The following is a 12,653-nucleotide window of genomic DNA, read 5'->3' on the forward strand; positions in this document are numbered from 1 at the left end:
CCTGTCATCAGAAACGGAGAACGACGATGAAACGCTGGCTCGCGCTTGCGACGGCATGCCTTTTCGCCACCTCGGCACCGGCTGAGGAAAAGGTTCTCTACCTCTATTCCTGGGAGTCCTATTTCAGCGCCCAATCGATTGCCGAATTCGAGAAGGAGACGGGCATCAAGGTTTCCTACGACCTGTTCGATTCCAACGACATGGTCGAGACCAAGATGCTGACGGGCAAATCCGGCTATGACCTGGTGACCGTCAATCTCTCCCCTCACCTCTTGCGCCAGCTCCCGGTCGGCGTCTGGGCGCCGCTCGACCGCAGTCGCCTTGCCAACCTCGGCAATCTCGATCCGGCCGTGCTGGCGCGCGGCGAGAGCGTCGATGCCGGCAATGCCCACAATGTGCCCTGGATGTGGGGCACGACCGGCGTCGGCTACAATGTCGAGAAGGTCGCAGAAATCATGCCGGACGCGCCGGTCGATTCGCTGCGCATGGTCTTCGATCCGCAAATCGTCGAGAAATTCGCCTCCTGCGGCGTTGGCATGCTTGATGACGCGGAACAGGTGCTGGGCCTCGCGCTGATCTATCTGGGGCTCAACCCCGATACGACCGACAAGGCGGAGCTTGAAAAGGCGGTGGACGTCGTCACCAAGGTCCGCCCCTATGTGCGCAAGTTTCACAGCTCCAGCTATGTCAATGATCTCGCCGACGGCGGCCTGTGCCTTGCTATCGGCTTTTCCGGTGACATGCTGATCGCCAGCAGCCGCGCCAAGGAAGCCGGCAAGCCGTTCACCGTCACCTATCGCCTGTCGAAGGAGGGCAACCTCGTCTGGACCGACGTGCTCGCCATCCCGGCCGATGCATCCCACCCGGAAGCCGCCCACGCCTTCATCGACTTCTTCATGCGCCCGGAGATCGCGGCCGCCGCCGCGCAGGAGACCGGCTTCTCGACCGCGAACAAGGCAGCACTTGCCCTTCTCGACGAAAAGCTCAGGGCAAATCCCAACCTCTACCCCTCCGAGGAGGCACAGAAGCGCCTGCACCTTCCGAAAGCACTCAGTCAGAAAGCCCTGAAAATGTGGTCGCAGGCGTGGGACCGCGCAAAGGGGTTGCGGTAGCGCTCAGGCCATCGCTCTCGCTCCGCCTCACATTTGAGCCAATCGCGTAAAAAGCCGCCTTCTGTCTGACAATGTCGGGAGGCGGCTGTCGCAGTTTTTCAAAACCATCCCTATCTGAAGGATGCCCTGCGCATATGGGCACGATAGAACTGTGCAGAGATGCAGCGCATCGTCTTGTGCCGGGTGACGCTGTCCTCGCAAATTGGCTATGCTCCTTCAGAACGAGGATATTTGCATGACTGAGAAATCCCCCGCCGATAATTTTCCCGCCGGTTATGAACCGCCGAAGGTCTGGACATGGGAAAAGGGCAATGGCGGCGCCTTCGCCAATATCAACCGCCCCATTGCCGGGCCGACCCATGACAAGGCCTTGCCGGTCGGAAAACATCCTCTGCAGCTTTATTCGCTTGCCACACCGAACGGCGTGAAGGTGACGATCCTGCTGGAGGAGCTTCTGGCAGCAGGTCACACGGGCGCCGAATACGACGCCTGGCCAATCCGCATCGGGGACGGCGACCAGTTCGGCTCCGGCTTCGTCGATGTCAACCCGAACTCCAAGATCCCAGCACTGTTCGATCACGCGCCGAAGGGCGGCGGGGCACCGGTCCGCGTCTTCGAATCCGCCTCCATCCTGCTCTACCTCGCCGAAAAATTCGGTGCCTTCTTGCCGGACGACCTGCGCGCCCGGACCGAAACCTTCAACTGGCTGTTCTGGCAGATGGGCTCGGCACCGTTCCTCGGCGGCGGCTTCGGCCATTTCTATGCCTATGCGCCGATCCACATCCAATACGCCATCGACCGCTACGCGATGGAAGTGAAGCGCCAGCTCGACGTGCTCGACCGACATCTGGCCGAAAACCAGTTCATGGCGGGCACTGCCTATACCATCGCCGACATGGCGATCTGGCCCTGGTACGGTGGCCTTGCGCAGCACAAGCAATATGGCGACGCCGGCACCTTTCTCGATGTCGACAGCTACAAGAACGTCCAGCGCTGGACCGCCGAAATCGCCGTCCGCCCGGCGGTCAAGCGCGGCCGCATGGTCAATCGGCTGAACGGCGATCCGTCCGAGCAGCTGCATGAGCGGCACGATGCCTCCGACTTCGAGACGAAGACGCAAGACAAGATCGGCCAGGCCACCGCATAGGAGCATCCCATGGCAACCCTGCCCGACATGATCAAGCACCGCGGTTTTCCATCCGGCATGCCGGGCACGGGTGTGCAGTTCACCATCCGCCGCGCCAATCCACGCGGGGTGACGCCGGTCAAGGCGCTGCCCCGCCGCGGCCGCCCCGGCACTGCGGAACACCGCATCGACGCCGCCTTCCTGCATGCTCTCTGGCACCATTTCGGTGCGGAACCGTTCGAACGCGGCAATCTCGACGCCGCCCGCCTCAGCCTGCTTTTCGGGCGTGAAGTCGTGGCGGTGGAGAAGGATTTCGACCCGCTGTCCTATGAGGCGATGCTGGCCATCGACGAGCAGGTCGCCCGCAAGAGCTTCCCTGAATCGTTCGAGGACGTGTTCGAAGTGTAGGCAGATGCAGGCGGTGCGCGGCTGAGACGCGCACCGCCTGTGATCAAAGCAGGCCGGCGGCGGTCATCAGTTCCACGACCTTCTTGTTGTCGAGTGTGGAGGCCTCCACCTTCGGCGCATCGAGATCTTTGAGCGGAACGAGCTTGGGATTGGCGTCACCCGCGATCGCATATTCGAACGAATCGCCATCGCGCAGGATGGATTGGCCGGACGTGCCAGTAATCCACTTCAGGAACGCCTGCGCCTCCTTCTGGTGTTTGCTGGTCTTCAGGACGCCGCCACCGGAGATGCTGACGAAGGCGCCCGGATCCTGGTTCTTGAAGTAGTGCAGCGCCACGTTGTTGCTGTTTTCACCGGTCTTTGCCTGATCCCCGAACCAATAGTAGTGGTAGATCACCGCCCCTTCGATTTCCCCGGCATTGACCGCCTTCATCGCAACGCTGTTGCCCCTGTAGGGTGTCGCGTTTTCCTTCATCGCCGTCAGCCAGGAAGATGTTACCTCCTCGCCCTTGAGCTGCAGGAGCGCGCCAACGATCGCTTGAAAATCCGCACCGGCCGGCGATGCCCCCCAACGGCCCTTCCAGGCCGGATCGGCGAGATCGAGCATCGACTTCGGTAGCGTTTCTTCGGTGAGCTTCGTCTTGTCATAGGCAAACACCGTCGATCGCGCTGCGATCCCGGTCCACATGCCGTCTGCCGGGCGATACGCCGGCGGCACCTGATCGAGCGTTTCCTTGTCGACTGGCGCAAAGCGTCCCGCCGTGTCGAGCAGCGCCATGGCCGGCGAGTTTTCCGTCAGGAACACATCGGCCGGCGTCAGGTCACCCTCCTGGAGGATCAGGTTGGCGAACTCCATGTCGCTGCCCTTGCGGACCACCACCTTGATGCCCGTCTCCTTCGTGAAGGCATCGATCCAGGCCTTTCCGAGCCCTTCATGCTGGGCATTGTAGATGACGAGTTCGCCCGCGTCCTGCGCGCGAGCGCCGGACGTCAGCGACGCCGCTGCAAAGAGCGACAACGCCGCCACCGTCATTCGGATCGACATGTTCATGGTGTTCTCCTGCTCGAAATCCCGGGTGCCGGCGCAAAACTGGCCAACAAAACTCTACTTATAACGGGATTGCGGTCGATGCCAGAAGCGATGTGTCGCGCCGACCGCCACACGACAAACCATTGCCTTTTACTCAAGAAATCCTTACGGCAAGGCCGGATGGCCGCTGAATGTTGCAACGGCCTCCCCTTGTTCGCGTGACATGAAGGCATGGGCCGTGTTGCAGGATAGCACAGCAGAAGCATTCACCGAGGCATGGCCAGCGCGCAGGCGCATGGGCGCGTCCCGTCCGCATGTTCCGGTGATCGTGTTTGCCGCGTTGGTGGCCATGTTCAGTCTCGTGCCGCTCGGCTTCATCGGCTGGGTGACCTATGATGTCGGCTGGGAAACGGTAAAGACGCTGGTCTTTCGCCCGCGCGTCGGCGAACTCATCCTCGGCACCCTCTACCTCGAACTGCTGACCATTCCGCTGTCGATCGCGGTCGCTGTTGGCCTTGCCTGGCTGACGGAACGCACCGACATTCCCGGCGCGCGCCTCTGGGCGTGGCTGGCGATAACGCCGCTCGCCGTGCCGGCTTTCGTGCACAGCTACGCCTGGGTCAGCCTCGTTCCGGGCATACGGGGCCTCGCCGGTGGCGTGTTCGTCGCGGTTCTCGCCTATTTTCCGTTTCTTTATCTGCCGGTGGCCGCGGCTCTCCGCCGGCTGGATCCTGCGGTGGAGGACGCTGCCGCCTCGCTCGGCCTTGCGCCCGTCGCCGTGTTCTTCCGCGTGGTCCTGCCACAACTGCGCCTTGCCATCTGCGGCGGCTCGCTGCTGATCGGCCTGCATCTCCTGTCTGAATACGGGCTGTTCGCGATGATCCGTTTCGACACGCTGGCCACGGCCATCGTCGACCAGTTCCAGTCCTCCTACAACAGCCCGGCCGCCAGCATGATCGGCGGCGTCCTGGTTACCTGCTGCCTATTCCTGCTCGGCCTCGAAGTGCTGCTGCGCGGCAACGAGCGGTATGCACGCATCGGTGCCGGCGCGGCGCGGCCAGCCAATCTGCAACGACTGGGGCGCTTCGCTCTGCCCGTCCTGCTTCTGCCGGCAACGCTCGCGATGCTGACGCTCGGCGTACCGCTGCTGACGCTCGGCCGCTGGCTCTGGCTTGGCGGTGCCGCCATCTGGGACAATGAGGTCACCGGTGCGGTGGGGCAGACCATCGTGCTGGCCCTGGCCGGCGGCATCCTCGCGACCATGGCTGCGGCCCCCATGGCCTGGCTGTCCGTGCGCGCGCCCGGCCGGCTGCAACGGTTTCTCGAGGCCTGCCACTACTATGTCGGCTCGCTGCCGGGCGTCGTGGTGGCGCTTGCGCTTGTGTCCGTCACGGTGCGCTTCCTGCTGCCGTTGTACCAGACCTTCGCCCTGCTGCTCGCCGGCTATGTGCTGCTCTTCCTGCCGCGCGCCATGGTGGGCCTGCGTGCCAGCATCGCGCAGGCGCCGGTGGAGCTTGAGCGCGCGGCCGTGGCGCTCGGTCGCACGCCTGGCCAGGCCGTGCGTCAGATCACGCTCAGGCTCGCCGCGCCCGGTGCCGCCGCCAGCGTTGCCCTGGTCTCGCTCGGCATCACCAACGAACTGACCGCCACGCTGATGCTCGCTCCGACCGGTGTCGATACGCTCGCCACCCGTTTCTGGGCGCTCACCAGCGAGATCGACTATGTCGCGGCCGCACCCTACGCGGTGATGATGGTGGTGCTGTCGTTGCCGCTCACCCTCTTCCTTCATGCGCAATCGAAACGGACGGCCGGCCAATGACGCTGCTGCATCTTGAGACCATCAGCAAGCGGTACGGCCCGGTGGCGGCGCTGGATGGCGTCAGCCTTTCCGTCGAGCCCGACAGCCGGACTGCGGTGGTCGGCCCCTCCGGCTCGGGCAAGTCGACGCTCCTGCGCATCATCGCCGGCTTCGAATTCCCCGACAGGGGCATCGTGCGTTTCGATGGAAAGCAGTTTGCCGAAGGACCGGCGGGTGTACCGGCGCACAAACGTGGCATCGGCATCGTCTCGCAGGACGGCGCGCTGTTTCCCCACCTGAGCGTCGCCGACAACATCGCCTTCGGTTTCGCGCGTGGTGCACCGGATCGGGCACGTCGCATTGCCGACCTGCTGGACATGGTCGAACTCGACGGCGCCATGGCGACACGCCGACCACATCAGCTTTCCGGCGGACAGCAACAGCGCGTGGCACTGGCCCGGGCGCTCGGCCGACGGCCGCAGCTCATGTTGTTGGACGAACCGTTCTCTGCCCTCGACACGGGCCTGCGCGAAACCATGCGCAAGGCGGTCGTGCGTGTTCTGCAGACGGCCGGCATCACCGCCATCCTCGTCACCCACGACCAGACGGAAGCCCTCTCCTTCGCCGATCAGGTTGCCGTGCTGCGGGAGGGGCGCCTGGTCCAGGCGGGTTCGCCCCAGACGCTCTACCAGCACCCGCGCGACCCGGAAACCGCGCGGTTTCTCGGAGATGCCGTGCTGCTGCCGGCGACGGTGACGAACGGTTTCGCCGACTGCGCCCTGGGGCGCGTGCCTGTCGAAAGCGGCCATGCGGGCAAGGCGGAAATCATGCTGCGACCGGAACAGATCAGTATCGTCGTCGATGGTGCCACACCGCAGGAAGGCGGGCGCGTGGTCGACGTGCAGTTCGGCGGCGCCGTGTGCACCGTCGCCGTCGCCCTTCCCGATATCGCACTGCCGCCAATCCTGATCAAGACGTCCAGCATCGCCCTCCCTGCCCTTGGCGCCCTCGTCCACCTCGGTGTGACGGGCAAGGCCCACGTCTTCGCATGATCAGGCGCCTCTCCAGGCGTCGATCCTAGGCCACACGGGTGCCGGCGACTGTCCCTCCGGCAAGAACCACCATGTTTCGACCCTTGCGTTTGGCTTCGTAGAGCGCGCTGTCGGCATCCCGCAGAAGCCCTTCAAGCGTTACCTGTGACGGCGCCGCGAACGCTACCCCCAGACTGACGGTCACGCAGCCCTCTTCGAGCCCGCGATGGCGCATGGCGAGGCTCTCGATGGCAACCCGGATACGCTCCGCCGCTGCCAACGCCGTCAGGGGTTCGCGAATGGGCGAGAGCACGAGCATCTCCTCCCCGCCGAAACGGAACACGAACGACGCCTCGTCCGCCGTATCGCGAATGCACTGCGAGATCGCGCGAAGGCAGGCGTCGCCTTCGATATGGCCATGGACGTCGTTGAACCGCTTGAAATGATCGATGTCGAGCAGGATGGCGGCGACGGCGGATTGGGGAGTGCCGCTCCACAGCCGCGCGCAAATCCGTGCAAGCGACCGCCGGTTCAGCAATCCCGTCAGTTCATCGCGCTCGGAATTGTATTCGAGCTGCGCATAAAGCAGGCTGCCCCGCAGTTGATTGAGAAAATTCTGTCGATCCATCCGCTCGAGGAAATAGGCGCTGACCGCCAGGAAGATCGAGAGCGTCACATAAAAGGTGATGATGCCGGAATAGGTGACGGCGTCGAAGGCGCCCGTCAGTTGCGTGGTGATGAAATGCGAGGTGCACATCAACACAAGCCCCACCAGCACGGCGGGAAAGCGCGGCCGCAACGCGATGACGAAGAACAGGAAGGCCGCGGAATTACCGTTCTGGTAGACGAACAGGTAAGGGCTTGCGCTCTGCGTGGCGACAGCCATGGGCAAGGTGACGCCCAGCACGGCAATCGCAATGGAAAGAACGTCGTAGAGCAGCGCATCCGGCCAGCGGCGAACAGCAAGGATGCACCCGATCACGAACGGCGTGAACACCAGGAAGCGAACGATGACCAGCTCGGTGAAGACGTCCACCATCATGGTACGGTCGCCGAAATAGACCAGGTCGTAGATCAGCGTGCCGATCACGCCCCAGATCGCCGCCAGCCGCACCCGCTCCGCCGCATAGTCTTTTCGGAACGCAGCCTCGATATCCGGGGCAAAGCGCAGAAGGCGAAACCCGCGCGCTATCTGGCGCTCCACCTGGTCCAGCGTCACCACGCCCATCCGAGATCCCCGCATGCAATTGCCTGACGTTAGGGCAGAAAGCTGAACAACGACCTAAAGCTGCAGCGCGTTGGCCGTTACTCTGTGCCGTAGCGTGACATATTTCCCAACTGAAGCAAGCATAGGCGGCGGATACCGGACTACTCAGCCCTTGAGGTATTGAATAACCGCGTCAGCGATCAGACCCTTGTGCCGTGTCATCGTTTCCGGCTCTGACAGGTCTCGCCGGAAAATCGTTCCGAAGGTGTAGCGGTTCGAGACGCGGAAGAAGCAGAAGGCGCTGATCAGCATGTGGACGTCGATCGGGTCGGCCTGGCGCTTGAAAGCGCCCTCCGCGATCCCGCGCTCCAGGATGCCGGCGATCGTTTCGATGACCGAGACGTTGAGATCGCGGATCGCCTCCGAACGCAGCATATGCGCTGCATGGTGGATGTTCTCGATGCTGACCAGCCGCACGAAATCCGGATTGGCCTCGTCATGATCGAAGGTGCTGGCGATAAGCGTTCGCAGCGCTTCTTCGGGCGCCAGACTGGCGAGCTTGAGGTCCTCTTCCAGCGTGCGGATCTTGCGATAGGCGCGCTCCAGCACGGAGAGGTAGAGCCCCTCCTTGCCGCCGAAATAGTAGTAGATCATGCGCTTGGACGTGCGCGTACGCTCCGCGATGGCATCGACACGCGCGCCGGCGAGACCATGGGTCGCGAATTCCTCCGTGGCGACGACGAGGATATCTTCCTTCGTCCGCTCCGGATCATTTTTTCGACTCGCCTCGGCCCGCGCTGCCATCTTCCTCGCCACTTCCCGCGATCAACTTGATTTCCATCACGAAAACGCCGCCAAACAGGTCGGCGAACCAGCCTTCCCATCTTGCCCCCGATGAAAGTCATATTGAGCTTACCGGGGTCTTTCAAGAGACTCCACTTGACATACGTACTAGTTCGTACATTTTGTAGATACACCGGCGGCCTGGAGGAGGACGCCGCTGCACCATAGCGCTAATGCGCCACACCGGACCTGCGCTAGGAACGGAGACAGGCCGCGCCAGCGGCAAATCGCTTTGGGAGGAGCGTTATGGTTCGCATCATCGATTTCTGCTTTCGGCTGCTGAAGGTCGCGATCGCCGCCCTGCTCGCCGGCATGGTCGTGCTCGTCTTCGGCAACGTCGTCCTGCGCTACGCCTTCAATACCGGCATCACCTATTCGGAAGAATTGTCACGCATGTTCTTCGTCTGGCTGACCTTTCTCGGTGCGGTCGTCGCCATGCGTGAACACGGCCATCTGGGTGTGGATTCCCTTCTGCGCCGTTTGCCGCCCACCGCGGCTAAGGTTGCGGTCCTTGCCGGGCAGGCGCTGATGCTCTGGGCGACATGGCTGATGATCAGCGGAAGCTGGACACAGACCGTGATCAACCTGCACGTCTCGGCGCCCGCAACGGGGATTTCCATGGGCGTCTTCTACGGCGCCGGCCTCGCGTTCGGCGTGCCCGCCCTGCTGCTCATTCTCGCCGACATGATCGGCGTTATCACCGGCCGCATCGACGTCACCACCGCCGAATTCGTCAAGGACAGCGAGGACGAGGTGGCGCTGGAGCACCAGCCGGAGCCGTCCCTCGCCACGCCTTCCGTCAAACATTGAGGCTGCACCGATGACCGTCACAATCTTCCTCGGCGCCCTTCTTGTTCCCATGGCGCTCGGCGTGCCGATCGCCTTCGCGCTGATCATCAGCGGTGTCGCGCTGATGATGTATCTCGGCCTGTTCGATGCGCAGATCGTCGCCCAGAACGTGCTCAATGGCGCCGACAGTTTCCCCCTGATGGCCGTGCCCTTCTTCCTGCTTGCCGGCGAAGTGATGAACACCGGCGGCCTGTCGCGCCGCATCGTCAACCTCGCCATGGCGCTGGTCGGACATATCCGCGGCGGGCTCGGTTTCGTCGCCATCTTCGCGGCCTGCATCCTGTCAAGCCTCTCCGGTTCAGCGGTCGCCGATGCTGCAGCCCTTGGCGCCTTGCTCTACCCGATGATGGTGAAATCCGGCCACGATCCGGCGCGCACCGGCGGCCTGCTGGCCTCCGCTTCGGTCATCGGCCCGATCATCCCGCCGTCGATCGGCTTCATCCTCTACGGTGTCATCGGCGGCGTCTCGATCACCAAGCTGTTTCTTGCCGGCATCTTTCCCGGCCTGATGATCGCAGTCGCGCTCTGCATCACCTGGCTGCTCGTCGCGCGCAAGGAGCAGTTCGCGCTGCCGCCACGCCAGAGCGGTGCGGTGCGCCTGAAAGCCTTCGTCGACAGCATCTGGGCCTTGATGCTGCCTGTCATCATCATTGTCGGGCTGAAGTTCGGCGTATTCACGCCGACGGAGGCGGGCGTGGTTGCGGCAGTCTATTCGCTGTTCGTCGCAATGGTCGTCTATCGCGAGTTGCCGCCGGCAAAACTCTTCGGCGTCTTCGTCGCGGCCGCCAAGATCACCTCCGTCGTCATGTTCCTCGTCGCCTGCGCGGCCGTCTCCGCCTGGCTCGTCACCGTCGCTGACGTGCCCGGCGAACTCGTGTCCCTGCTCGAACCCCTTATGGACAACCAGACGCTGCTGCTGCTCGCCATCATGGCCCTCGTCGTCGTGGTCGGCACCGCCATGGACATGACACCGACCATTCTCATCATGACGCCGGTGCTGATGCCCGTCATCAAGGAGGCGGGTATCGATCCGGTCTATTTCGGCGTGCTGTTCATCATCAACAATTCCATCGGCCTGATCACGCCGCCGGTGGGCACCGTGCTCAACGTCATCTGTGGTGTTTCCAAGCTCAACATGGAGCAATTGATGAAGGGCGTGATGCCCTTCCTCATCGCCGAAATCATCGTGCTTCTGCTGCTCGTCCTGTTCCCGCAACTCGTCACGTTTCCCGTGGCACTGATGGGGCACTGAGCAGTCGATCAACCGGCCGAACGCAAAAGCGCGGCCAAACCTGGGAGGAAAACATGCTCAACACACTGAAGAAACTGGCGCTTGGGGCAATCGTGCCACTCGCCGTGCTGGCCGCACTTCCAGCCTCGGCAGAAATCCGCGAGCACCAGCTGAAATTCGCCTCGGCGAACAACAAGGGTCACCCGCAGGTGACCGGCATGGAGAAGTTCGTTGAACTGATCAAGGAGAAGAGCGGCGGCAAGATCGATGTGAAGCTGTTCCCCGGCGGCGTGCTTGGCGGCGACGTGCAGACCGTTTCTGCGCTGCAGGGCGGCGTGATCGAGATGACCGTGCTGAATGCCGGCATTCTCGCAAGCAACGTCAAGCAGTTCGGTGCCGTCGACCTGCCCTTCCTGTTCAACAGCGGCGAGGAAGCCGACAAGGTGATGGACGGCGCCTTCGGCACGGGCCTGATGGACCTCCTGCCCGACGCCGGTCTCGTCGGCCTTGGTTACTGGGAGCTCGGCTTCCGCAACCTCACGAACAACCGTCATCCGGTCACCAAGCTGGAAGACATCAGCGGGCTGAAGATCCGCACGATCCAGTCGCCGATCCCGATCGAGCTGTTCAACAGCCTCGGCGCCAATGCCGTGCCGCTGCCCTATACCGAACTCTATACGGCGCTCGAAACCGGCACTGTCGACGGCCAGGAAAACCCCGCCGCCAACATCCTGAACGCCAAGTTCTACGAAGTGCAGAAATACATGACGGTGACCCGTCACCAGTACAATCCGCAGATCGTGCTGATCAGCAAGAAGGTCTGGGACGGGCTGAACGACGAGGAAAAGGCTGTCTTCCAGTCCGCTGCCACGGAGGCACGCGACTACCAGCGCAAGGTATCGCGTGAAGTGGACGCCAAGGCCATCGAGGACATCAAGGCGACCGGCATGGAGGTCAACGAGCTCTCGCCGGAGGAAACCCAGAAGCTGCGCGACGCCGTCAAGCCGCTGATCGACAAGTTCGCTGCGGAGATCGGCCCGGAGACGGTTACCGCACTCTTCAAGGAACTCGAGACGATCCGCGGCAAATAAGGCCAGCGAACCGGCCCGCCGGAACAGGTGGGCCGGATGTCACCTCAATGGACTGCGAGAGATGAGCGAGATCCTGTTGAAACCCTTGAAGGCCGGACTGATCGGCGCCGGCATTCAGGCATCGCTGACCCCGGCCATGCATATGCGCGAAGGCGAGGCACAAGGCTTCTCCTATGACTATGAGCTGATCGATCTCAGCCAGATCGGCGCGACACCGGCGGATCTTCCGCGCCTGCTCGACGAGGCGGGAGCCCGTGGGCTCGCCGGCCTCAACATTACCCATCCGTGCAAGCAGAGTGTCATTGCCCATCTCGATGAACTCTCTCCGCAGGCCCGGGACCTTGGGGCGGTCAACACCGTGGTGTTTCGCAACGGCAAGCGCTCCGGCCACAACACGGATTGGTGGGGGTTTGCCGAAAGTTTTCGACGGGGCCTGCCGCAAGCGGATTTATCGTCGGCCTTGCAGCTTGGCGCTGGCGGCGCCGGAGCCGCCACCGCCTATGCCCTCCTGTCACTTGGGTTGGAGAAGCTTCTTGTTTTCGACCGGGAGAACGAGCGTGCGGTGGCGCTCGCCGATACCATGGCCGCCCTCTTCCCGAAGGCCGTCGTCGATGCTGCCGATGACCTGGCGCATGCCACGCAGGCCGTTGCCGGCCTCGTGCACGCAACGCCGACCGGCATGGCGAAATATCCCGGCCTCCCCCTGCCGGCCGATCTCCTCGACCGCCGGCACTGGGTTGCCGAGGTCGTCTATTTTCCGCTTGAAACCGGGCTTTTGCGCGCGGCGCGGGACCTTGGCTGCCGGACGCTCGATGGCGGCGGCATGGCAGTGTTCCAGGCGGTCGATGCATTCCGGCTGTTTACCGGCCGCGAGCCGGACGCCGACCGCATGCTCGCGCATTTCAACAGGCTCGCACGCTGAAGGAG

Annotated in this window: 12 protein-coding genes; 9 read left to right on the forward strand and 3 right to left on the reverse strand. The window is 63.1% G+C overall.

From position 1 onward, the window contains the following. Positions 1 to 26: 26 nt before the first annotated feature. The 3 genes from GR138_RS08685 (at position 27) to GR138_RS08695 (ending at position 2,646) form a co-directional block, all read left to right on the forward strand. Complete coding sequence (locus GR138_RS08685; RefSeq protein ID WP_160858416.1) at positions 27 to 1,112, forward strand: extracellular solute-binding protein; 1,086 nt, start codon at positions 27 to 29, stop codon at positions 1,110 to 1,112. Between the two features lie 235 nt (positions 1,113 to 1,347). After that, entirely contained in the window at positions 1,348 to 2,259 is a 912-nt protein-coding gene (yghU, locus tag GR138_RS08690; RefSeq protein ID WP_160858418.1) for a glutathione-dependent disulfide-bond oxidoreductase, read from the forward strand. Positions 2,260 to 2,268: 9 nt separating this feature from the next. Next, positions 2,269 to 2,646, forward strand: a complete 378-nt coding sequence (locus tag GR138_RS08695; RefSeq protein ID WP_160858420.1) for a ferritin-like domain-containing protein — start codon at positions 2,269 to 2,271, stop codon at positions 2,644 to 2,646. 43 nt (positions 2,647 to 2,689) lie between these two features. Here the strand turns inward: GR138_RS08695 and GR138_RS08700 are convergent, their stop codons facing one another. Beyond that, positions 2,690 to 3,697: an iron ABC transporter substrate-binding protein gene (locus tag GR138_RS08700; RefSeq protein WP_160858422.1), complete on the reverse strand. Its 1,008-nt coding sequence runs from the start codon at positions 3,695 to 3,697 to the stop codon at positions 2,690 to 2,692. Positions 3,698 to 3,971: 274 nt separating this feature from the next. Between GR138_RS08700 and GR138_RS08705 the strand changes: the two genes are divergently transcribed. Continuing rightward, positions 3,972 to 5,495 carry an ABC transporter permease gene (locus GR138_RS08705; protein ID WP_246200337.1) on the forward strand — a complete coding sequence of 508 codons (1,524 nt, stop codon included), beginning with the start codon at positions 3,972 to 3,974 and terminating at the stop codon, positions 5,493 to 5,495. Further along, complete coding sequence (locus tag GR138_RS08710; RefSeq protein ID WP_160858426.1) at positions 5,492 to 6,526, forward strand: ABC transporter ATP-binding protein; 1,035 nt, start codon at positions 5,492 to 5,494, stop codon at positions 6,524 to 6,526. The genes GR138_RS08705 and GR138_RS08710 overlap by 4 nt, the downstream gene beginning before the upstream one ends. Positions 6,527 to 6,551: 25 nt before the next feature. Here GR138_RS08710 and GR138_RS08715 read toward each other — a convergent pair whose 3' ends face one another. Together GR138_RS08715 and GR138_RS08720 are read right to left on the reverse strand one after the other, a co-directional pair. Next, positions 6,552 to 7,748 carry a GGDEF domain-containing protein gene (locus GR138_RS08715; protein ID WP_246200338.1) on the reverse strand — a complete coding sequence of 399 codons (1,197 nt, stop codon included), beginning with the start codon at positions 7,746 to 7,748 and terminating at the stop codon, positions 6,552 to 6,554. Between the two features lie 129 nt (positions 7,749 to 7,877). Beyond that, positions 7,878 to 8,516 (reverse strand): TetR/AcrR family transcriptional regulator, encoded by a 639-nt coding sequence (locus GR138_RS08720; protein ID WP_160858428.1) that lies wholly within the window; start codon positions 8,514 to 8,516, stop codon positions 7,878 to 7,880. 285 nt (positions 8,517 to 8,801) lie between these two features. On the opposite strand from GR138_RS08720, the gene GR138_RS08725 reads away from it, so the two are divergent. The 4 genes from GR138_RS08725 to GR138_RS08740 all read left to right on the forward strand — a co-directional run bounded on the left by GR138_RS08725 (position 8,802) and on the right by GR138_RS08740 (position 12,648). Further along, on the forward strand, positions 8,802 to 9,365 hold the full coding sequence (locus GR138_RS08725; protein WP_160858430.1) for a TRAP transporter small permease: 564 nt from the start codon (positions 8,802 to 8,804) through the stop codon (positions 9,363 to 9,365). A gap of 10 nt (positions 9,366 to 9,375) precedes the next feature. Further along, on the forward strand, positions 9,376 to 10,656 hold the full coding sequence (locus tag GR138_RS08730; protein WP_160858432.1) for a TRAP transporter large permease: 1,281 nt from the start codon (positions 9,376 to 9,378) through the stop codon (positions 10,654 to 10,656). A gap of 53 nt (positions 10,657 to 10,709) precedes the next feature. Next, on the forward strand, positions 10,710 to 11,726 hold the full coding sequence (locus GR138_RS08735; RefSeq protein ID WP_160858434.1) for a TRAP transporter substrate-binding protein: 1,017 nt from the start codon (positions 10,710 to 10,712) through the stop codon (positions 11,724 to 11,726). A gap of 61 nt (positions 11,727 to 11,787) precedes the next feature. After that, the gene (locus GR138_RS08740) at positions 11,788 to 12,648 is read left to right on the forward strand and encodes a shikimate dehydrogenase (protein WP_160858436.1); all 861 of its coding nucleotides are present in this window, start codon (positions 11,788 to 11,790) and stop codon (positions 12,646 to 12,648) included. Positions 12,649 to 12,653: the final 5 nt, after the last annotated feature.

The sequence above is a fragment of the Shinella kummerowiae genome, from assembly GCF_009827055.1.
GTDB lineage: Bacteria > Pseudomonadota > Alphaproteobacteria > Rhizobiales > Rhizobiaceae > Shinella > Shinella kummerowiae.

Excerpts from the sequence above, each read along its gene's own strand:
- GR138_RS08685 (WP_160858416.1), top strand. The coding sequence starts at position 27 with ATGAAACGCTGGCTCGCGCTTGCGACGGCATGCCTTTTCGCCACCTCG.
- yghU (WP_160858418.1), top strand. The coding sequence starts at position 1,348 with ATGACTGAGAAATCCCCCGCCGATAATTTTCCCGCCGGTTATGAACCG.
- GR138_RS08715 (WP_246200338.1), bottom strand. The coding sequence starts at position 7,748 with ATGCGGGGATCTCGGATGGGCGTGGTGACGCTGGACCAGGTGGAGCGC.
- GR138_RS08735 (WP_160858434.1), top strand. The coding sequence starts at position 10,710 with ATGCTCAACACACTGAAGAAACTGGCGCTTGGGGCAATCGTGCCACTC.
- GR138_RS08695 (WP_160858420.1), top strand. The coding sequence starts at position 2,269 with ATGGCAACCCTGCCCGACATGATCAAGCACCGCGGTTTTCCATCCGGC.
- GR138_RS08725 (WP_160858430.1), top strand. The coding sequence starts at position 8,802 with ATGGTTCGCATCATCGATTTCTGCTTTCGGCTGCTGAAGGTCGCGATC.
- GR138_RS08700 (WP_160858422.1), bottom strand. The coding sequence starts at position 3,697 with ATGAACATGTCGATCCGAATGACGGTGGCGGCGTTGTCGCTCTTTGCA.
- GR138_RS08740 (WP_160858436.1), top strand. The coding sequence starts at position 11,788 with ATGAGCGAGATCCTGTTGAAACCCTTGAAGGCCGGACTGATCGGCGCC.
- GR138_RS08730 (WP_160858432.1), top strand. The coding sequence starts at position 9,376 with ATGACCGTCACAATCTTCCTCGGCGCCCTTCTTGTTCCCATGGCGCTC.
- GR138_RS08705 (WP_246200337.1), top strand. The coding sequence starts at position 3,972 with ATGGGCGCGTCCCGTCCGCATGTTCCGGTGATCGTGTTTGCCGCGTTG.
- GR138_RS08710 (WP_160858426.1), top strand. The coding sequence starts at position 5,492 with ATGACGCTGCTGCATCTTGAGACCATCAGCAAGCGGTACGGCCCGGTG.
- GR138_RS08720 (WP_160858428.1), bottom strand. The coding sequence starts at position 8,516 with ATGGCAGCGCGGGCCGAGGCGAGTCGAAAAAATGATCCGGAGCGGACG.